Here is a 20,914-nt window from a genome sequence, read left to right on the forward strand (position 1 = left end):
GAAGCACGACACGACCACCGACATGACAGGGTGTCAGCCGAAAACGGATCGGCGAGTCAGGCGCGCCGTGAAAAGCGCCTGACTCGCCGATCGTCGCGTCGAAGCGGATCTACTTCTTGTCGTCCTCGGGACGGAAGGCCTTGGTGGCGTCGGCGGCCGGGTTTCCGGTCTGCTCGCCCCCGAACGGCTGCGTACCGGGCTGACCGGGCTGTCCCGCCTGGCCCTGCTGCCCCTGCTGGCCCTGCTGACCGAAGTTCAGCGAACCGTACTGCTGACCGGACTGGCCGGGCTGCTGGCCCGCGGCGCCGAAGTGCTGGGTCGCGGCCTCGTCACCACCGGCCGGGCGCTGGCCGTAGGGCGACTGCGCACCCTGCGCGCCGTACCCCTGCTGGCCCGGCTGCCCGTAGGGCTGCTGTCCGGGCTGGCCGTAGGGCGAGGGCTGCTGACCGTACTGCCCCTGGGCGTACTGCTGGCCGTACTGCCCATAGCCGGCCTGCTGCTGACCTGCCTGCGACTGCTGCTGGGCCTGTCCCTGCGCCTGCCCGTACTGCTGGCCGTACTGGCCGTACGCGGCCTGCTGGCCGGCCTGGGCCTGGCCGTAGGACTGCTGCTGGCCCGGCTGGCTCTGGCCGTAGGAGGACTGCTGGCCGTAGGCGCTCGACCCGCCGGCGCCCGGGGCGGCTGCCGCTGGCTTGGCCTCGGGCTCGGACAGGATGCCCACCGCGAACAGCAGTGCGACCACGGCAGCTGCGGCCTGAACGAGCGAGAGGAAGACCACGACCCAGCCGGCGCCCGCGGTCTTGAAGGCCGGCCCCTGATCCAGTGCCTGCAACAGGACGGTCAGGAAGCCCACCACCGAGGCTGCCGCGACGATCGGGTGGTTCAGCTTCTGCTTGGGCAGCAGCGAGATTCCGGCCAGCACACCCGCGAACAGCAACAGTGCCAGCGGAGCGGTGCCGCCCTGGTTGAAGAGGTTGAGCGTGCGGTCGTTCGAGTTGTCACTGGACGAGGACAGATCCAGCGTGGCGAATCCCAGGAAACCCAGGAAGAAGTTGATGACGCCCAGCGCGGCGATTCCGACGGTCAGGTAGAACGTCAAGCCCTTGCCGCTCAGCGCCGAAAGCCCCGAGCTGCCGCCGGTACTACCTGTCGGCTGCTGGCCGAAGCTGGGGCCGGACGAGGGTGTGGGCCCGGGCGTCTGATTGGGCGCGTTGTACCCGGATCCCCCGGTCGGGTAGGACATGTGGTCGTCTCCTATCGAGTCCTTCATCGGCTTCAGGCTGAATGCCCTTGACGCTACTGCACTCGAGCGCGCCGGTCACGGCCACGACGCCACTGGCGGCAAGCTCGAGAATTCGCTATGAACCGCATACCCGTCTCGATCGTGTTGTCACCGAAGACGAGCGGAGGTATCGGATGGACGTTTCGGAAATGTTCTGCACGGTGGTGCGGGCGCTGGGCCTGTGCCACCTCTTCCCGGCACCCTGAACGACGGTTGTTCCCCTGCCCACGACAACCGCTGCTGACCTGCCCACCGCAGCGAACTGCTCCTGCCCGGCAGCGACCTGCCGACTGCCCAGCAGCACGTCGTTCACCTGCCGAGAGGAAGAACGAAGGCCGCCTTGTCATGACGACGAGGCGGCCTTCGCAGTGGCGAACCATCAAGCGGTGATCGACGCCTTCTCCAGGATCTCGCGCGCCAGGGCGGCGGTCTCGGACGGGGTCTTGCCGACCTTCACGCCCGCGGCCTCGAGGGCCTCCTTCTTCGCGGCGGCGGTACCCGAGGAACCGGAGACGATGGCGCCGGCGTGGCCCATGGTCTTGCCCTCCGGCGCGGTGAAGCCCGCGACGTAGCCGACGACCGGCTTGGTCACGTTCTCCTTAATGTAGGCAGCCGCGCGTTCTTCTGCGTCGCCGCCGATCTCGCCGATCATGACGATGAGCTTGGTCTCCGGGTCCTTCTCGAACGCCTCGATGGCATCGATGTGGGTGGTGCCGATGACCGGGTCGCCACCGATGCCGATGGAGGTCGAGAAGCCGAAGTCACGCAGCTCGTACATCATCTGGTAGGTCAGGGTGCCGGACTTCGACACCAGGCCGATCGGGCCCTTGCCGGTGATGTTGGCCGGGGTGATGCCCACCAGCGACTCACCCGGGGTGATGATGCCGGGGCAGTTGGGGCCGATGATCCGGGTCTTGTTGCCCTTCTCCACGTTGTAGGCCCACGCGTAGGCGGTGTCCTGCACCGGGATGCCCTCGGTGATGACCACGAGCAGCGGGATCTCCGCGTCGATGGCCTCGATGATGGCGTCCTTGGCGAACTTCGGCGGCACGAAGGCGATCGACACGTCGGCGCCGGTCTCCTTGATGGCCTCGGCGACGGTGCCGAACACCGGCAGCTCGACGGCCGAGCCGTCCTTGGCGGTGTGCGAGACGGTGGTGCCGGCCTTGCGGGCGTTGACGCCGCCGACGACCTGGGTGCCGGCCTTCAGCATCAGCGCGGTGTGCTTGGTGCCCTCGCCGCCGGTGATGCCCTGGACGATGACCTTGGAGTCCTTGTTCAGGAAGATAGACATGTTGTTTTTCGTCCTTACTTGGCCGTGCCGTTGGAGGAAGCCGCCAGTTCAGCCGCTTTATCTGCGCCTTCGTCCATGGTCTGGGCGAGGGTCACCAGCGGGTGGTTGGCGTCGACGAGGATCTGGCGACCCTCCTCGACCTTGTTGCCGTCGAGGCGGACGACCAGCGGCTTGTTCGCCTCCGACCCCAGGATCTCCAGGGCCTTGACGATGCCGTTGGCCACCGCGTCACACGCGGTGATGCCGCCGAACACGTTCACGAACACGCTCTTGACCTGCGCGTCGTTGAGGATCACGTCGAGACCGTTGGCCATCACCTCGGCCGAGGCGCCGCCACCGATGTCGAGGAAGTTGGCCGGCTTCACGCCGTTGTGCTTCTCACCGGCATAGGCGACCACGTCCAGGGTCGACATGACCAGGCCGGCGCCGTTGCCGATGATGCCGACCTCACCGTCGAGCTTGACGTAGTTGAGGTCGTTCTCCTTGGCCTTGAGCTCCAGCGGATCGGTGGCGTCACGATCGGCGAACTCGGCGTGGTCGGGGTGGCGGAAGTCGGCGTTCTCGTCCAGGGTGACCTTGCCGTCCAGCGCCAGGATCTCGTTCTCCGGCGTGCGGACCAGCGGGTTCACCTCGACCAGGGTGGCGTCTTCGGCGACGAAGACCTCCCACAGCTTCTGAATGGTCACCGCGGCGGCGTCCAGCACGTCGGCGGGCAGATGGCCCTGCTCGGCGATGGAGCGCGCGAAGGCCAGATCGACACCCTTGACGGCGTCGACCGGCACCTTGGCCAGGCGGTCGGGCTTGGTGGCGGCGACCTCTTCGATCTCCATACCGCCCTCGACCGAGCACATGGCCAGGTAGGTGCGGTTGGCGCGATCGAGCAGGAAGGAGATGTAGTACTCCTCCGCGATGTCCTTGGCCTCGGCGACCAGGATCTTCTTGGTGACGTGGCCCTTGATGTCCAGGCCCAGGATGTTGGAGGCGTGGGTGAAGGCGTCGTCCGGGGTGGCGGCGTACTTCACACCACCGGCCTTACCGCGGCCACCGACCTTGACCTGCGACTTGATCATCACAGGCTTGCCGATTTCGGTCGCGATGGCACGGGCGTCCTCGGCCGAGTCCGTGACGCGGCCCTCCGACGAAGGCACTCCGTGCTTCACGAAGAGTTCCTTCGCCTGATATTCGAAGAGATCCATGTACTCACCGTCTCGTCTGCGTTGTTGTGACAACGACTTTGTTGGCGGCCCGTCGTCGGAAGCGGGTCGAGTCGGACTCTAATCAGTTCGATGTCGCCGAAATCAGCCGCATACAGCCTAAGTGGCGCAGGTCACGAGCGGGCATCCGCCCGGGCAAAACCGCTGGCCAAGGCTACTGGCGAGTAGCTTGCCGAGACGCCGCCAGGTAGGGCGGACGATGGTCCGAATTGCCACCGGGGCTACTACGTAGTGTAGTTGCCTGTTCTCACTCGCGTGCCCAGCGGCAGGTGAGATATTCCGGCGACGTGACGTGATCAATCTCACAAGTAACGCCTTATCGACCGGAGCGCTTGCCCACCTGCAATCGTTTCGTTACCGTCGATGCGGTCGATGTCACAGCCAGATCACAGGCCAGGCGGGAATACTCGTCACTCGGTCGCAAGACCCAGCTGGTAGAACACCTGGTACACGACATCGGCGAACCCACCCGGATGAGGCCGCGTACACCGCACCGATCAGGAGGACGGCAGGCTTGTTGCAGCACAGTGCTCCGCAGGTAGCGAGCTGTTCCATCGGCGCACCGCGTGCCGCGTCATCCGGCTCCCCCGCGTTATCCGGTCTCGGAGTCCGCCGATGAGCCACGGTCGCCTACAACCCGGGCATCGGCCACAGTCCGCTCGCCGTTACCGCGCCGACGGGGAATCCCTCGACCAGCATCCATACTTCGGTGGTAACCAATCCTTCGGCGGTTACACCGGTTCCCGTTCCGAGGAGCCCGTGGCGCCGCCCGTGCGCAGGATGCCGGGGCGTGCCGACAGCTGGATGCCGTCCGGTGGCGCGGCCGTCGTGGGTCTCACCGCGACCACCGCGAACCCGGCCGAGAACACCTGGGGGGCAACCGGTTCGGACGATTCCGGGCAGTGGCAGCCATGGGGAGCCCAGGCGCAGCCCGACGGTGACTGGACCGCCGATCCGCAGTGGCCGCGAACCGATGAATGGGCCGCCGCCGATCCCGGTTTCGACGACAGCCGTGGCGTGCACTACCCCGAGGACGAAGCCGACCACGGCACCGCCGAGGGCTACGACCAGCCCGTCGGCCACGAACCGTTCAATCTGGCCAAGCTGCGCAGCACTTGGAAGCGGGACACCGCCGAGGCCGATGAGGCCGGCGCCACCGCGGAGGGCCCCCGGCGGTTCAGCGGTGCCCACCGGGTGCCGACCCCGCCGGCCGCCCTCAAGGGCCGCGCCGCCGTGGTGGCGGTCGCCGCCGGCGCGGTGGTCGCCGCCGGACAGGCCGGAATGGAGTCCGGCAGCCAGCACCACAATGCGACCGCCGACTACGACGCCGCCGGTCAGGTGCACGAAATCGCGGCCCAGGCGGTCAGCACCCAGGCGGGTAATCCACAGTCGCCGCAGGTTCTCAATGTCGCGCCCGTCGCGGATCTCAGCCAGTTCCAGGACATCCTGCAGCACGGACAGGAATTCGCCGCCGGACTCGCGGCCCAGGAATCGGCGAAACTGCGCCCCCTGTTCTCCAAATTCGCCAACGGCACCTTCACCTCCGGCTTCGGTAGCCGCTGGGGTGTGCAGCACCTGGGTGTCGACATCGCCGCACCCATCGGTACCCCAATCTACGCGGTCGAGGACGGCGACGTGATCAGCGCCGGCCCGGCCTCCGGTTTCGGCATGTGGGTCCGCCTGCGGCACGCCGACGGCACCATCACGGTCTACGGCCACGTCGACACCGCCACAGTCTCGGAGGGCCAGCACGTGCTGGCCGGCGACCAGATCGCCACTGTCGGCAACCGCGGCTTCTCCACCGGCCCGCACTGCCATTTCGAGGTGTGGCTCAACGGCCAGGACAAGATCGACCCGCTCCCCTGGCTCGCCTCCCGCGGCATCTCGCTCGGCCCCGAGCGCGACTGACTCGTTCGCAGCGTTCAAGATTGCGTCATGATCGACATTCGTGCGGTCGACGCGGACGACTGGCGGTTGTGGCGGCGGGCTCGGCTGGCGGCGCTGGCGGGGGCGCCGGATGCCTTCCGGACCCGGCTGGCGGACTGGCAGGGCGAGGGAGATCGGGAAGAGCGCTGGCGTGCGCGGTTGAGTATTCCCGGGGCGCACGATCTGCTGGCGCTTCGCCACGGCGAACCGGTGGGAATCGCGAGTGGGGTGCCGGAGCCGGATCGTGGTGCGGCCCGGGTGATCTCGATATGGGTCGATCGGTCCGCTCGCGGCCTGGGTGTGGGTGATCTGCTGCTCGGCAGTGTCGAGCGCTGGGCTGCCGAGAACCGATACACCACCCTCCGGCTCGGTGTCTTCGCCGACAACGAGCATGCCATCGCGCTGTACCGCCGCAACGGCTTCGAGTTCGAGTCGGAGCGTCAGCCCACCGCACAGCCCGCCGTCCTCGACGCGGACAACCGGGTGGAACGAATCATGGTGAAAGGCATCGTCCCGGCGGGCCGTTGAGCGCCGGCGCCGGGACGGCCCCGCTCAGAGCTTGACCAGTGTCCGGCTGTACTGCGGGATCAGGCGAATCTTGCCGGCGGTGCCGAAGTCGATGGTGACCGTGGCGAGGGCGCCGAAGCCTTCGGCGGCGACCACTCGGCCGAGGCCGTACTTGTCGTCGCTGACGCGGTCGCCCACCGCGAGGACCAGGCCGGAGTTGTTGTGTTTGGCCGCGGGCCGGGCGGGGCCGCGGTCGCGCAGACCGGGGCGCTGCTGGGACCAGCCGTCGCCGCGGGTCCAATCGCGTTCCAGGCCGTCGTCCTCGCCGCGGCGGCGGAAGCCGCGTCCGCCGGACGGCGGAGTCGGTTCCAGGCGCTGCCAATCCATCAGATGGCCGGGAATCTCCTGCAGGAAACGGGACTCCGGATTCGACACCGCCTGACCCCAGCCGGACCGCACCACCGCACGCGTCAGGTAGAGCCGTTTCCGGGCGCGGGTGATGCCGACGTAGGCCAGGCGGCGTTCCTCGGCCAGTTCGGCCGGATCGCCCAGCGCGCGCATATGCGGGAACTGGCCGTCCTCCCAGCCGGTCACGAACACCACCGGGAACTCCAGTCCCTTCGCGGTGTGCAGGGTCATCAGGGTGACCACGCCGGAACCCTCGTCCGGGATCTGATCGGTATCGGCCACCAGCGAGACCCGCTCCAGGAACGCCGCCAGGGAACCGGGGTCCGGCTCGCCGTCGGCCGCCTCGGGCAGCAGGCCCTCCTCGCGGGCGGCCTCCACATTGTTGCGCGCCTCGGAACTGAATTCCCTTGCCACGCTGACCAATTCGTTCAGGTTGTCCAGCCGGGCGCCGTCCTGCGGATCGTCGGAGGCCTCCAGCTCGGCGCGGTAGCCGGTCTTGTCCAGGACCGCCTCGACGACATTGCCCACATCGGGGAATTCGGTGTCCGCGGTGATGCCGGCGGCACGGATCTCGTCGAGCAGATCGAGGAACCCGGCGATCGCACGCTGCGCGCGAGTGTTCAACAGCGCCACCTTGCCGTCGGCGGCGTCGCGCAGTGCGGCCGCGAAGCCGATGTCGCGCTGCTCGGCATGCACCGCGACACAGGCTTCGGCACGGTCACCGATCCCCCGCCGCGGCGTGTTGAGGATGCGGCGCAGGCTCACCGCATCGTCGGGATTCTCCAGCACACGCAGGTAGGCGACCACATCGCGAACCTCCTTGCGCTCGTAGAACCGGACTCCGCCGACCACCTTGTAGGGCAGGCCCATGCGGATGAAGATCTCTTCCAGCGCTCGCGAGTTGTTGTTGGTGCGGTAGAACACCGCGACATCGCCGTAGTTGTAGTCACCCTGTTCGACCAGCCGGTCGATCTCGCGCGCGACGAACGACGCCTCGTCGTGTTCGTTGTCGGCGACGTAACCGACGATCAGGTCGCCCTCACCGGAATCGGTCCACAACTTCTTGTCGCGCCGATTCTCGTTGCGGGAGATGAGCGCATTGGCCGCCGAGAGGATGTGCTGCGTGGAGCGATAGTTCTGTTCCAGCAGAATCGTCTCCGCGTCCGGGAAATCGCGCTCGAATTCCTCGATATTGCGGATGGTCGCCCCGCGGAACGCGTAGATGGACTGATCGGCGTCACCCACCACACACAGTTCGCTGGGCGGCACCACATCGTCGCGGCGCGCCGGCGTGAAGTCCGGATCGGCCGCCGCGGCCCCCGCGTCGGCGTCGTCGACTTCGCCGGCCGGCCGTCGTACGTGATGGCCGACCAGTTCGCGCACCAGCACGTACTGGGCATGGTTGGTGTCCTGGTACTCGTCGACCAGCACATGCCGGAAGCGACGGCGGTAGTACTCGGCGACCTGCGGGTGGCTCTGCAGCAGCGCGACCGTCTCGCCGATCAGATCGTCGAAGTCGAAGGCGTTGGCCGCGCGCAGCCGCCGCTGGTATTCGGTGTAGACCCGGGCGACGATGCCGGGCAGTTCGGTCTCGTCGGATTCCGCGTCCGCCGTGGCCGTTTCGGGGTCGATGAGCTCATTCTTGAGATTGGAGATGGCGGTCGCGAGCAGACGCGGCGAGTATTTCTTCGGATCCAGATTCTGGTCGCGAATGATCATCGCCAGCAGACGGCGCGAGTCGTCGGCGTCGTAGATGGAGAAGTTCGAGTTCAACGCGCCGGGCAGCAGATTCGCCTGCATGCGCAGGATGCGCACGCAGGACGAGTGGAAGGTCGACACCCACATGGCGGCCGCACGCGGGCCGACGAGGTCCGTCACGCGTTCGCGCATCTCCGCCGCGGCCTTGTTGGTGAACGTGATGGCGAGGATCTGCCCGGGCGTGACGCCGCGTTCGGCCAGCAGATAGGCGATGCGCCGGGTGAGTACGGCGGTCTTCCCGGAACCCGCGCCGGCCACGATCAGCAGTGGCGAACCCGCGTGCACAACCGCCGCTCGCTGCTGTGGGTTCAGGCCCTCGAGCAGGCGCTGCGCCTGCCCATCGGCCTGTGCGGACCTGTCCGCGCCTCGCGTTGCCGCCGTACCCACCGTTGCCGTCCCCGCCGCTGTTCCCGCCACCGTCGTCTCCATCGTCCATCCACGCTACCGGCGGCCACCGACATGCTGTAGTCCGGCGCGATCTCAGCGCATTCTCACCGGGGAGAACTTTGCCTCACTTGCCCCACGTGGCAGACTGGCCACATGACCAGCGCGCTCACGACCTCTGCTGTTCAGGCGTACGAAGGTGTTCGTGGTCGCCGATTTCGCACGTGAGCGCACATTCGACGGGGGACAATTCAAGGCCGAACAGGTCTGTTTCACGGTGGAGGAACTAGATCGGTAACGGGGCAGGGCCGCTCGCCGATCGAAGTTCTGACACGAGGAGAAGAAAGTATGAGCACCTCTACTGAGCCGATTGATCAGCCCGCGACCGGTTCCGATGTGACGTTGCCGAGTAGCGAGGCGGAGATCGAGAAGCTCCGCAAGGAGATCGATCGCCTCGACGCCGAGATTCTCGCGGCCATCAAACGGCGCACCGAGGTCTCGCGCATCATCGGCCGCACCCGCATGGCCAACGGTGGCCCGCGCCTGGTGCACTCTCGCGAGATGAAGGTGCTGGAACGCTTCAGCGAACTGGGTCAGGAAGGTCACACGCTGGCCATGCTGCTGCTCCGCCTGGGCCGCGGCCGTCTCGGCCACTGAGTCACAGCCGTCTACCGGACTGCCGCATCGGCAGCCCATCGAGACCACGCGGCGATCGTCTCGGCGAACTCCGCGACCCCAGGCCGCCCCGGGTGCCGATCCCCCGGGGCGGTCGTTTCGTATCCGGGGCCTGCCGGCTCAGGGCAGAGCGATGTACTTCGTCGACAGATACTCCTCGATGCCCTCGAAGCCGCCCTCCCGCCCGAATCCGGAGGCCTTGACCCCGCCGAACGGCGCCGCCGGATCGGAGATGACGCCCCGGTTGATGCCGACCATGCCGCTCTCCAGTCCCTCCGCGATGCGCAGCGCACGATCCAGATCGCGGGTGTAGACGTAAGCGACCAAACCGAATTCGGTGTGGTTGGCGGCGGCGAGGCCCTCCTCCTCGGTATCGAAGCCGACGATCGGCGCGACCGGGCCGAACACCTCCTCGCGGAGAATCCGGGCCTGTTCGGGCACCTCGCACAGCACGGTCGCCGGGTAGTAGTAGCCGGTCCCACCGGGCGCCTTACCGCCGATGCGCACCTCGGCGCCGCGTTCGACCGCATCCTCGACCAGTTCGCTGACGGTGTCGAGCTGGTCCTGGTTGATCAGCGGGCCGAGGGTGGTCGACGGGTCGTCACCCGGACCGAGCGTGACCTCCTGCATGGCGGCGACGAGTTTGTCGGTGAACTCCGCGCGGACCGAGTTGTGCACGTGGAACCGGTTGGCGGCGGTACAGGCCTCACCGCCGTTGCGCAGCTTCGCCAGCATCGCGCCCTGCACCGCCGCGTCGATGTCGGCGTCGTCGAAGACCACGAACGGGGCGTTGCCGCCCAGTTCCATCGAGGTGCGCAGCAGGCCGTTCGCGGACTTCTCCACCAGCTTCTTGCCGACCCCGGTCGAGCCGGTGAAGGTGAGTTTGCGCAGCCGCGGATCGTTGATCAGCGGCTCGGTCACCGCGCCCGAGTGGCTGGAGGTGATCACCGACAGCACGCCGTCCGGCAGCCCGGCCTCACTGCACAGCTTCGCCAGCAGCAGCATGGTCAGCGGCGTGGCCGAGGCCGGCTTGACGATCATCGTGCACCCGGCGGCCAGGGCCGGGCCGATCTTGCGGGTGCCCATGGCGAGCGGGAAATTCCAGGGGGTGATGGCCAGGCACGGCCCGACCGGCTGCTTGTGCACGACGATGCGGCCGGTGCCGGTGGGCGCGGTCTGGTAGCGGCCGTGCACCCGGACCGCTTCCTCGCTGAACCAGCGGAAGAATTCGGCGCCGTAGCGCACCTCGTTGCGGCTCTCCGGCAGCGCCTTACCCATTTCCAGGGTCATCAGCAGCGCGAAGTCCTCGGTGCGCTCGACGATCCGCTCGTAGACCGCGCGCAGGATCTCACCGCGCTCACGGGCGGGGGTCGCGGCCCAGCTGTCCTGAGCGGCCACGGCCGCGTCGAGGGCCCGCACGGCGTCCTCGGGCGTGGCGTCGGCGACGTGTGCGAGGGGCTCTCCGGCCGCCGGATTCTCGACCGCGAAGGTGGCGCCGCCGGTGGCATCCACCGGCCCGCCGATCCAGAGTTGAGTGGGGACGGATTCGAGTAACTCGGTATGCGACACCATGTGCTCAGGGTAGGCCGCGGTGGCGGCGCGCGCGGGCAACTGCCGGGTGGGCTGTGACCACCTGCGCGTTGGGGAACTGGTCTGTAATCTCGCGGGGGTGAGCAGCGACATCACCGCGACGGCGGCCTGGCGGAAACTGCACGATCACTATTCGGCCGTGGCCGACCGGCATCTGCGCGAGTTCTTCGCCGAGGATCCGGACCGGGGACGCGAGCTGACCGTCGAGGTCGGCGATCTCCACATCGACTACAGCAAGCACCGCATCACCCGCGAAACTCTCGATCTGCTGCTCGATCTGGCGGAGACGGCGGGTGTGGCGAGGCGCCGGGACGCGATGTTCGCCGGCGAGCACATCAACACGTCCGAGGACCGCGCGGTGGGTCATGTGGCACTGCGCCTGCCGGCCGGCGCCTCGATGATGATCGACGGCGCCGACGCGGGTGCGCAGGTGCACGAAGTCCTGCGCCGGATGGGCGATTTCACCGATGCGGTGCGCTCGGGCCAGTGGCGCGGCGCGAGCGGCGAACGCATCTCCACGGTGGTGAACATCGGCATCGGCGGCTCGGATCTGGGGCCCGCCATGCTGTATCAAGCGTTGCGGCACTACGCGGATGCCGGTATCTCGGCGCGATTCGTCTCCAATATCGATCCGGCGGATCTGACCGCGAAACTCGACGGCCTCGATCCGGCGCGCACCCTGTTCGTCGTTGCCTCCAAGACGTTTTCGACGCTGGAGACGCTCACCAATGCCACCGCGGCGCGGCGCTGGCTGGTCGCGGCGCTCGGCGAGGACGCGGTCGCCAAACATTTCGTGGCGGTGTCCACCCACGAGCAGCGGGTGGCCGATTTCGGTATCGATACCGCGAATATGTTCGAGTTCTGGGATTGGGTCGGCGGCCGCTATTCGGTGGACTCCGCGATCGGGCTGTCGATGATGGCGGTGATCGGCAAGGAGCGTTTCGCCGAATTCCTCGCCGGAATGCACAGTGTCGACGAACATTTCGTCTCCGCGCCACCGGAGCGTAATGCGCCGATTCTGCTCGGCCTGCTCGGTGTCTGGTATTCGAATTTCTTCGGCGCCCAGTCGCGCGCGGTGTTGCCGTACTCCAACGATCTGGCGCGGTTCCCGGCCTACCTGCAGCAGCTGACCATGGAGTCGAACGGCAAATCGGTACGCCTGGACGGCAGTCCGGTGACGACCTCGACCGGCGAGATCTTCTGGGGTGAACCGGGAACGAACGGGCAGCACGCCTTCTACCAGCTGCTGCATCAGGGCACCCGGCTGGTACCGGCCGACTTCATCGGATTCGCCCGTCCCACCGACGATCTCGCGACGCGCGACGGGTCCGGCAGCATGCACGACATCCTCATGAGCAATCTGTTCGCGCAGACGAAGGTGCTGGCCTTCGGGCGCACGGCGGCGGAGATCGAGGCCGAGGACGGCGGAACTCCGGGTTTCGATCCGGCCCTGGTGCCGCATCGTGTGATGCCCGGTAACCGGCCCTCGACCACGATCCTGGCCCCGCAGCTCACTCCGTCGGTGGTCGGGCAGTTGATCGCGCTCTACGAGCATCAGGTCTTCGTCGAGGGCACCATCTGGGGAATCGACAGTTTCGACCAGTGGGGCGTGGAGCTGGGCAAACAGCAGGCGCTCGCATTGGAGCCGCTGCTCACCTCCGCCGAAGATCCGGCACCGCAATCGGATTCGTCGACCGATGCGCTGATCCGGTGGTATCGCGGCCACCGCTGACCCGCCACCACAGAAAATACCTGGCCCGGATGCGTAATTGATCTCATGCCGGGAATGTGAGCACGGCGCTGCCACGGGCTGCCGCACCGTTGTACCGTCCGGAACATGACCTCGGTTGCACAACATCTGCTGTGGTTCCTGCCGATGCTGTGGCTCGGCATGGTGCTGGCCATCTCCTTTCTGGAGGCGCCGCTGAAGTTCCGCGCGCCGGGAGTGACGCTCGCCCTCGGTCTGGGTATCGGACGGCTGGTGTTCAAGGCGCTGAACATCACCGAGGCCGTCTGGGCGGTGCTGCTGTTGATCTCGGCGGCCGCGGTGGGTCCGGGCGGGGCGACCTGGGGATGGCTGATCGGCGCGGTGGTCGTGCTGGCGATCCAGGTGGTGGCGGTGCGGCCGCCGCTGACCCGGCGGTCGGACCGGGTTCTGGCCGGCGAGGACGGACCGCGCTCGACGGCGCACTACTGGTACATCGGGCTCGAGCTGCTGAAGGTGGTCGCGCTGATCGGTCTGGCCATCGCCGCCGCGCCCTGAGTCCGGAAACGACCGGCATCGGACCGACCGCCGGCGCCCGCTTGCGTCATCGGCCGGTTCGAACTACCTGGGCAACAGTCCGGGCCGTTGACTTATGCAGGTAAATGCCTGCATAATTTTCCCTGTGCAACCCGAACCCGATTTGGACGTCGTCTTCAAGGCATTGGCCGACCCGACGCGGCGACTGCTGCTGGATCGGCTTCGCGAGCAGAACGGGCAGACCCTGCGCGAACTGTGCGAGCGGGTGGAGATGGCGCGCCAGTCGGTGACGCAGCATCTCGACATCCTGGTGCGGGCGGGACTGGTCACCGTGCTGCGACGCGGGCGGGAACGGGTGCACTACATCAATCCGGCACCTATCCACGACATCGAACAACGATGGATCTCCGTCTTCGACAGGCCGCGACTGGATGCGATCCGGGCCATCAAAAACCAGGCTGAGGAGTACGCCATGAGCACGACCGTGCCCACCTACGTCTATGTCACCTACATCCACGCCAGTGCCGAACAGGTCTGGAAGGCATTGACCGATGCCGATCTCACCGCCCGCTACTGGGGGCATGCGAATGTGTCCGACTGGCAACCGGGTTCGAGCTGGGAACACCGCCGCGTCGACGGCTCGGGCGCCGTCGACGTCGTCGGTGAGGTCATCGAATCGGATCCGCCGCACCGCCTCGTGGTGACCTTCGAGGACATGCCGGATGCCGACCGGTCGCCGTCGCTGGTCACCTTCCTGGTCGAACCGCACCGCGATATCGTCCGGCTCACCGTCACGCACGAGAATCTGCCGAATCAGGAGATGCTGCACGGCATTTCGAGCGGTTGGCCGGCGGTGCTGGCCAACCTCAAGTCCCTGCTCGAGACCGGCGACGTACTGCCGCAGGCCCCGTGGGAGATGTCGAGCGAACCGGTCGGCTGAGCCGGATCGAACGAAGCCGGATCAGACGAAGCCGGATCAGACGAAGGCGCGCTGCAGGATCGCCTCGGTATCCACCCCCACCGAGAGGGTGCCGAAGGCGATTCCCCAGTCGCCACCGAATCGGCTGGCGCAGAACGCGTCCGCCACCGCGGCATGGCCGTGGCGCACCAGCTGCGCGCCCTGCAGTACCAACGCCATCAGTTCGACCACCCGCCGGGCGCGGAACTCGATATCGCTGAGGTCGGTGAGCTCTTTACCGATCCGGTCGATCGCATCGTCGAGGTGGTGGTTGGCGCCGCGGGCCAGCGAGACCTCGTTGAAGTAGGCCTCGACCGTCTCCGGCTGACGGCCCATGGCGCGCAGGGCGTCCAGCGCGGCCACATTGCCCGAGCCCTCCCAGATCGACATCAGCGGCGCCTCCCGATACAGCCGCGGCATACCGGATTCCTCGACGTAGCCGTTGCCGCCGAAGCACTCCAGCGCCTCGGCCGCGTGCGCGGGGGCACGCTTGCAGACCCAATACTTGGTGACCGCCAACGCGATTCGGCGCAGCGCGGCCTCGGCGGGGTCGGTAGCGGCGCGGTCGGTGGCGCCGGCCAGCCGCATCATCACCGTGGTCGCGGCATCGGATTCGATCACCAGATCGGCCAGCACATTGCGCATGGCGGGCTGATCGATCAGCTTGGCGCCGAAGGCTTCTCGATGCCGGGCGTGATGGGCGGCGTAGACAACGCCGGTGCGCATACCGGTCGCGGAACCGATCACACAGTCGAGCCGGGTCATATTCACCATCTCGATGATGGTTTTCACACCCGCGCCCTCGGCGCCGACCAGCCAGCCGGTCGCGTTCTCGTACTCGATCTCCGAGGACGCGTTGGACTTGTTGCCCAGCTTGTCCTTCAGGCGCTGCAGCCGCAGCGCGTTGCGGGTGCCGTCGGGCAGCACTCGCGGCAGCAGGAAGCAGGACAGGCCGCCGGGCGCCTGCGCCAGCGTCAGGAACATATCCGACATCGGAGCGGAGGTGAACCACTTGTGCCCGACGATGCGATAGGTGCCGTCGGATTGCGGTGTGGCCGTGGTGGTATTGGCGCGAACGTCGGAGCCACCCTGCTTCTCCGTCATCGACATTCCGGCGATCAGCCCGGCCTTCGAGGAGGGCTCACGCAGGCCGAAATCGTAGCTGCGCGAACCGAGTAGCGGCTCGAAGCGGGCGGCCAGTTCGGGATTGTGGCGCAGCGCCGGAACCGCGGCGTAGGTCATGGAGATGGGGCACATATGTCCGGCGTCGGCGATGCCCCAGGTGTAGAACTTCGCGGCGCGGGCGACGTGCGCGCCGGGCCGATCGTCGAGCCAGGGGCTGCCGTGCAGGCCGTGCCGGACCGCGACGTCCATCAGGTTGTGCCAGTAGGGGTGGAACTCCACCTCGTCCACTCGATTGCCGTAGCGATCGTGGGTGTGCAGCACCGGCGGATACTCGTTGGCCAGCCGGCCCCACTCCTGCACCTCGAAACTGCCTGCCAGCGCGCCCAATTCGCGCACTTCGGCCTCCGCCCAGCCGGCGCCTTCGCGATGCAGGCCCTCGATCAGCGCGGGGTTGCGGGAGAAGTCGAACGGGGTGATCGGCGGAACCTGGTTGAACACTTCGTGGGTGGCCATATGAATTCTCCTATTCGTGCGCGCCGAGCGCGCGCAGGGCGAAGGCGACGAGTTCGGGCACCACCGATTCGCTCTGCAACTGCTCGGCCAGCGGTCCGACCAGCACCTCACCGATCGCGCCGACCAGGGCGGTGGCGGTGGTGCGCGGGTCCTGGGGCGGCAGCTGTCCGGCGCCGACACCGTCGGCGATCGCGGTCTCGAAGGTTTCGGCGAAGGCCCTGCGGAAGCGCAGGCGTTCGGTGTCGACGCTCGCGTCCACGGGTTCGGCGAGCAGGACGTAGGCGAGTTTGGGATTCTTCAGCGCGCGTCCGGCGAAGGTCTCCACCGCGGCGGTGACGCGCTCGACGACGCCGCCCTCCGCCCCGGCCTGGGCGACCGCGGCGACCTCGCGCGTGACGACATCCCGGAACACCGCGGTGACCAGCTCGGCCTTACCGCTGAAGCTCTTGTAGACGGTTCCGGTGGCCACCCCGGCCTCCGCGGCGACGGTGGCCATCGACAGCCCGGCGAAGCCCTGCTCCGAGAGCACCTTCATGGCCGCGTGCACGATGGCGCGCGACTGCGCGTCGAGTCGCGCCTGCACGGCGGGTGTTCTGCGGTATGCCACGCAAGAAGTGAATCATAAATTCATTTCTTGACGCAAGGGCCGGGGCGGGCCGTATGGTCGAATTCGTGAGCGTACGAATCGAGCGCAGCGGCCCGGTCTTCACGGTGATCCTGGATCGCCCCGAGGCGCGCAATGCCGTCGACGGACCGACCGCGCAGGCGCTGGCCGACGCCTTCCGCGCATTCGATGCCGACGACACCGCGGCGGTCGCGGTGCTCTGGGGCGCGGGCGGCACCTTCTGCGCCGGGGCCGATCTGAAATCGCTGGGCACCGAGAAGTCCAACCGGGCGGCCGAGGACGGCGACGGCCCCATGGGTCCCACCCGCATGACGCTGTCCAAGCCGGTGATCGCCGCCGTTTCCGGCTATGCCGTAGCCGGCGGGCTGGAACTGGCGCTGTGGTGCGACCTGCGAATCGCCGAGCAGGACAGCACGTTCGGTGTGTTCTGCCGTCGCTGGGGCGTCCCGCTGATCGACGGTGGCACGGTGCGGCTGCCCCGCGTCGTGGGTGCGGGCCGGGCGATGGACATGATCCTGACCGGCCGAGCCGTCGCCGCGCCCGAGGCACTGCAGATCGGACTGGTCAACCGGGTCGTCGCCCCCGGTGAATCCCGTTCCGCCGCAGAGCGACTCGCCGCCGAACTGGCCGCGCTGCCGCAGACCTGCCTGCGTTCGGACCGGATGTCGGCGCTGGAGCAGTGGGGCCTGGACGAATCGGAGGCGATGGCCCGCGAATTCCGCTACGGCTTCACCGCGCTGGCCGACGGCGCGCTCGAGGGCGCGCAACGGTTCGCCGGTGGGGCGGGCCGGCACGGATCGTCGGCCTGAGCGGCGATGGGCCGGCTCACCGTCGTCGACGAGATCTTCCTGCGCGCCCACCGTGGTCTGGGCACTTCCAGCGCCCTGCAGGGGTTGTGGCGCACCGCCGACCCGATCGACCGGCGGCTGCTGGAACAGCTCCACGCCGCCCTGCGGGTCGGCCCCCTCGGCCGCCGCGTGGTCCGGCCGCGAGTCCCGGGGGCGCGGCCGTACTGGCGGCGCAACAACAGCGCCCATCCGTTGCGCATCGCCGGCGGCGGCATCGCCACCGCCGACCTGCTGAGCTGGGCCGACGAACAGGGCTACGATCTGGATCCGGAATTCGCGCCGGGATGGCGGCTGTCCGCGGCGGCGCTGCGTGAGGGCGGTTCGGTGGTGGCACTGACATGTTCCCATGCTCTCGCCGACGGACGCGGCCTGGCCCTGGCCGTCGACCACGCGCTGTCCGGCACCCCGCTCACGGAATATGCGGCGCCGCAGTCGGATTGGGCCGATGCGGCGCGGCAGTGGACCACCGTGCTGTCCGGCACCGCGCGAGCCCTGCGATACGGGGTGCCCCGGGGATCCGATGGCGGTCCGGGACGCAGCGCGGAAACGGCGACGACATCCGATGCGGTGCTGCAGTTTCCGGCGGCCGACTGGGAGCTGGCCGCGGCGGGACGGGGCGGCACGGCCAACAGCCTGTTCCTCCACATCGTCGCGAAGATGCTGTGGGACAGCGGCTTCCCCGATCCGTCGATAGCCGCCGCCGTACCCGTCGACACCCGCGACGATCGCCGGGTCAACAACGACATGGCCATGACCGAAGTGGTGGTCGACCGCACCGATACGCCCGCGACCCTGCGCGAGAAGTGCCGTGCCGCATACGAATACCGGATCTCCGGTCCCCCGGGCATGCCCGCGGAACTGCTGCAGGTACTGCCCGCGCGCGTCGCCCACCGGCTCTCCCGCGGTGCCGGCGAACGCGACATCCTGTGCTCGAACATCGGCACCCTGCCGACCTCGCTGGCACAGCTGGGCCCGCATCGCTGCACCGGCGTCGCCGCCCGGGCCATCCATCCCGGACTGCAATCGACGGCACTCCCCCGCACCCGCCTCGCGGCCTACCTGTCCCGGATCGGGCACACGTACACCCTCGCGCTGGTGGGCCTGGATCAGGAGTACATCCGTTCCCCCGCTGCGCTGGTCGATCTCGCGCGCAAGGCCATCGAGCGGCTCGACGTGCCGGTCACCGTCTGGTGAGCCGGCGCCCGGTTCAGGCGAATTCGCCGGACCGGGTGCGCGCCATCACGTGGTCCGGGACAGCCACCGGGCGCACCAGGTCGGGCGCCGCGACCGGCGTGCCGAAGACCTGGCGGACCGGGAGCAGGCCCGCCCAGGCGTCGCTGTTCAGGTCTGCCGGATCGTCGGAGGGATCGCCGGTTCGGGTCTTCACCGACGCTTCGGTGAGATCGAGGGCCAGAACCAGAGTGGCCGCCAGTTCCTTCTTGTCGGGCGCACGCACGGTGTCCCAGGCGCCGGGGGCGGAATGTTCGACGATGGCGCGCAATGCGTGCAGACGTTCGTCGGGGTCGGTGACTTCGACCGGACGCCCGTGGATGACGGCGGAGCGGTAGTTCATCGAAAAGTGCATGGCCGCACGGGCATACACGATCGCATCGACCAGACTGACCGCGACACAAACATCACCGGTCAGCGCGGCGCGCAGGTTCCCGGCGCCCGTGGATCCGTGCAGATACAGGGTGTCCGCGCGGCGGCCGTAGATCGTCGGCAGCACGACGGGCGAGCCGTGCAGGGTCACCCCGATATGACAGATCAGTCCGGCGTCGAGCACCTCGTCCAGTGCCGCGCGGTCGGTGACGGCGCGGTGACGGTATCGGGTGACGGTGCTCCGCGGCGTCGGCGAGAGCTTCGGGCGTGCGGGTGTTCCTGTCATATGACCAGGGTCTACGATCGAGTGGCATCGCCATATGGCCAATCAGGAGCTATTCCGGAAGTCCACTTGCGCGGACATCTCGGTGGGTCCCGTCACTCGATCCGAAGGGAGCACCCGTGGACGACCTCCCGCTGTCGATCGATCGCGATGTACCACGCCCGCTGTCGGTCCAGGTCGCCGACGAATTGCGCGCCGCGGCGACGGCCGGCCGGCTGCGGGGCGGCGAGCGACTCCCCTCCTCCCGCGCTCTGGCCGCCCGCCTCGGCGTCAGCCGCACGGTGGTCACCGCCGCCTACGACCAATTACATGCCGAGGGCTGGATCTCCGGACGGCACGGCTCGGGCACCTACCTCACCGCCGCACCCGCATCGGCGCCGGAACCCGTTGCGGTGAACGCGCTTTCGGATACCACCGATGATCTGCTCGACCTTGCCCCGGGCTCCCCGTGCGTAGCGGCGATAGACCGTGCGGCCTGGCGTCGCGCCTGGCGTGCCGCGAGCGACCGGATGCCGTCGGCGCGCAAGGACCGCGGCGGCGAACCGGACTACCTCGCCGTGATCGCCGAACATCTGCTCCGCCATCGCGGCCTCACCCCCGGCACCGACAGCGTCGTCCTCGCCACCTCCGGAACCAGTTCGGCGGTCGGCGAACTCGCGCACGCCGTGCTGCGCCCCGGCGACACCGTGGCCGTCGAGGATCCCGGCTACCTCCGCGCGGTCGGCGCCTTCCAGGCCGCGGGAATCGACGTGCTGCCGATACCGTTGGACGACAAGGGTATTCGAGTGGACAGGATTCCCGCCGATGCGCGCGTCGTGTACTGCACCCCGGCCCATCAATTCCCGCTCGGCGCCCGGATGCCCGCCGCCCGCCGCGTCGAACTGATCGACTTCGCCCGGCGAACCGGCGCCCTGATCATCGAAGACGACTACGACGGTGAATTGCGGTACGACAGCGCCCCTTTGCCGCTGCTGGCGAGCCTCGACCCGGACCGGGTCATCCACCTCGGCACCACCTCCAAGATCCTGTCCACCACGCTCGGCGTCGGCTGGCTGGTCGCATCCCGGGCGATAGCGGACGCCGTGCTCGCCCATCGGGAATCGACCGGCACGTGCCCGGCTCCGGCCGGCCAGTTGGTGTTCGCCGAACTCGCCGGACACGGTGACCTGGCGCGTCATCTACGCCGCCTGCGCCGCGAGATGCCACCGCGGCGGGCACTGGTGGTCGACACCCTGCGCCACCACGGCCTCGAGGTCGCCGGCGATCACGCCGGATCGCACGTCCTGGTCCCCCTCGAATCCGCCGCGATCGAGGCAGCAGCGATCGGCCACGCCCGCGATCGCGGCGTACGGCTCGACGGCCTGGCCCGCCATCACGCCGATCGACCACACACCTTCGGTGCCCCGATCGGCTACGCGACCCTGCCCTCCGCCGAACTGCGCGCCGCGATCACCATCGCCGCCGAATGCCTCGCGGCCGCTTCGTCCGGCCGCTTTTCCCAAAGCTGGCAATAGCAGGCCGGTTGCGTGCGGGCATAGGGTGCGAAATTCTCGATCCGAGTGCGACCCTGACGAGCGATAGATCGAGGCGGTTGTGGGAATTGCTTCTGCTCTCCCCGAGGTCGAGGTGGGCAGCCGCGGCAGTGGCTGCGTATCGGTGGTTCGCGGATCAGGGCGTGTG

17 protein-coding genes are annotated in these 20,914 nt (G+C 68.2%); 9 read left to right on the forward strand and 8 right to left on the reverse strand.

All coding sequences use genetic code 11. The annotated features are described in order from the left end of the window. Nucleotides 1-109: 109 nt before the first annotated feature. The 3 genes from NA3_RS18460 to sucC form a co-directional block, all read right to left on the reverse strand. The gene (locus NA3_RS18460) at nucleotides 110-1,270 is read right to left on the reverse strand and encodes a DUF5336 domain-containing protein (RefSeq protein WP_062964855.1); all 1,161 of its coding nucleotides are present in this window, start codon (nucleotides 1,268-1,270) and stop codon (nucleotides 110-112) included. Nucleotides 1,271-1,661: 391 nt separating this feature from the next. Continuing rightward, nucleotides 1,662-2,576 (reverse strand): succinate--CoA ligase subunit alpha, encoded by a 915-nt coding sequence (gene sucD, locus NA3_RS18465; RefSeq protein WP_030515078.1) that lies wholly within the window; start codon nucleotides 2,574-2,576, stop codon nucleotides 1,662-1,664. A 14-nt stretch (nucleotides 2,577-2,590) separates the two neighbouring features. Further along, nucleotides 2,591-3,772 (reverse strand): ADP-forming succinate--CoA ligase subunit beta, encoded by a 1,182-nt coding sequence (gene sucC, locus NA3_RS18470; RefSeq protein WP_062964856.1) that lies wholly within the window; start codon nucleotides 3,770-3,772, stop codon nucleotides 2,591-2,593. A gap of 777 nt (nucleotides 3,773-4,549) precedes the next feature. Between sucC and NA3_RS36080 the strand changes: the two genes are divergently transcribed. Next, nucleotides 4,550-5,698 carry a M23 family metallopeptidase gene (locus NA3_RS36080; RefSeq protein ID WP_233427306.1) on the forward strand — a complete coding sequence of 383 codons (1,149 nt, stop codon included), beginning with the start codon at nucleotides 4,550-4,552 and terminating at the stop codon, nucleotides 5,696-5,698. Between the two features lie 27 nt (nucleotides 5,699-5,725). After that, nucleotides 5,726-6,244, forward strand: coding sequence for a GNAT family N-acetyltransferase (locus NA3_RS18480; RefSeq protein WP_062964857.1), 519 nt, complete (start codon nucleotides 5,726-5,728; stop codon nucleotides 6,242-6,244). A 24-nt stretch (nucleotides 6,245-6,268) separates the two neighbouring features. Here the strand turns inward: NA3_RS18480 and pcrA are convergent, their stop codons facing one another. Continuing rightward, nucleotides 6,269-8,818, reverse strand: coding sequence for a DNA helicase PcrA (pcrA, locus tag NA3_RS18485; protein WP_062964858.1), 2,550 nt, complete (start codon nucleotides 8,816-8,818; stop codon nucleotides 6,269-6,271). A 303-nt stretch (nucleotides 8,819-9,121) separates the two neighbouring features. Between pcrA and NA3_RS18490 the strand changes: the two genes are divergently transcribed. Continuing rightward, nucleotides 9,122-9,430, forward strand: coding sequence for a chorismate mutase (locus tag NA3_RS18490; RefSeq protein WP_062964859.1), 309 nt, complete (start codon nucleotides 9,122-9,124; stop codon nucleotides 9,428-9,430). Nucleotides 9,431-9,568: 138 nt separating this feature from the next. On the opposite strand, the gene NA3_RS18495 is transcribed toward NA3_RS18490, so the two are convergent. Further along, nucleotides 9,569-11,020, reverse strand: a complete 1,452-nt coding sequence (locus NA3_RS18495) for an NAD-dependent succinate-semialdehyde dehydrogenase (protein WP_062964860.1) — start codon at nucleotides 11,018-11,020, stop codon at nucleotides 9,569-9,571. A 97-nt stretch (nucleotides 11,021-11,117) separates the two neighbouring features. On the opposite strand from NA3_RS18495, the gene pgi reads away from it, so the two are divergent. From pgi to NA3_RS18510, 3 genes are all read left to right on the forward strand, one after another. Continuing rightward, entirely contained in the window at nucleotides 11,118-12,770 is a 1,653-nt protein-coding gene (pgi, locus tag NA3_RS18500; protein ID WP_062964990.1) for a glucose-6-phosphate isomerase, read from the forward strand. A gap of 105 nt (nucleotides 12,771-12,875) precedes the next feature. Then, entirely contained in the window at nucleotides 12,876-13,301 is a 426-nt protein-coding gene (locus NA3_RS18505; protein WP_062964861.1) for a hypothetical protein, read from the forward strand. Between the two features lie 124 nt (nucleotides 13,302-13,425). Beyond that, on the forward strand, nucleotides 13,426-14,220 hold the full coding sequence (locus tag NA3_RS18510) for an ArsR/SmtB family transcription factor (protein WP_227995568.1): 795 nt from the start codon (nucleotides 13,426-13,428) through the stop codon (nucleotides 14,218-14,220). Nucleotides 14,221-14,256: 36 nt separating this feature from the next. Here NA3_RS18510 and NA3_RS18515 read toward each other — a convergent pair whose 3' ends face one another. Together NA3_RS18515 and NA3_RS18520 are read right to left on the reverse strand one after the other, a co-directional pair. Beyond that, nucleotides 14,257-15,876 (reverse strand): acyl-CoA dehydrogenase family protein, encoded by a 1,620-nt coding sequence (locus NA3_RS18515; protein ID WP_062964863.1) that lies wholly within the window; start codon nucleotides 15,874-15,876, stop codon nucleotides 14,257-14,259. Between the two features lie 10 nt (nucleotides 15,877-15,886). Beyond that, entirely contained in the window at nucleotides 15,887-16,483 is a 597-nt protein-coding gene (locus NA3_RS18520) for a TetR/AcrR family transcriptional regulator (RefSeq protein ID WP_062964864.1), read from the reverse strand. Nucleotides 16,484-16,536: 53 nt separating this feature from the next. On the opposite strand from NA3_RS18520, the gene NA3_RS18525 reads away from it, so the two are divergent. Together NA3_RS18525 and NA3_RS18530 are read left to right on the forward strand one after the other, a co-directional pair. Beyond that, complete coding sequence (locus NA3_RS18525; RefSeq protein WP_062964865.1) at nucleotides 16,537-17,310, forward strand: crotonase/enoyl-CoA hydratase family protein; 774 nt, start codon at nucleotides 16,537-16,539, stop codon at nucleotides 17,308-17,310. 6 nt (nucleotides 17,311-17,316) lie between these two features. Next, nucleotides 17,317-18,543, forward strand: coding sequence for a hypothetical protein (locus tag NA3_RS18530; protein ID WP_062964866.1), 1,227 nt, complete (start codon nucleotides 17,317-17,319; stop codon nucleotides 18,541-18,543). A 13-nt stretch (nucleotides 18,544-18,556) separates the two neighbouring features. Here the strand turns inward: NA3_RS18530 and NA3_RS18535 are convergent, their stop codons facing one another. Further along, nucleotides 18,557-19,237, reverse strand: coding sequence for a pyridoxamine 5'-phosphate oxidase family protein (locus NA3_RS18535; protein WP_062964867.1), 681 nt, complete (start codon nucleotides 19,235-19,237; stop codon nucleotides 18,557-18,559). Between the two features lie 116 nt (nucleotides 19,238-19,353). Between NA3_RS18535 and pdxR the strand changes: the two genes are divergently transcribed. After that, nucleotides 19,354-20,748 carry a MocR-like pyridoxine biosynthesis transcription factor PdxR gene (gene pdxR / locus NA3_RS18540; RefSeq protein ID WP_062964868.1) on the forward strand — a complete coding sequence of 465 codons (1,395 nt, stop codon included), beginning with the start codon at nucleotides 19,354-19,356 and terminating at the stop codon, nucleotides 20,746-20,748. Nucleotides 20,749-20,914: the final 166 nt, after the last annotated feature.

This window comes from Nocardia africana NBRC 100379 (genome assembly GCF_001612635.1).
GTDB lineage: Bacteria > Actinomycetota > Actinomycetes > Mycobacteriales > Mycobacteriaceae > Nocardia > Nocardia africana.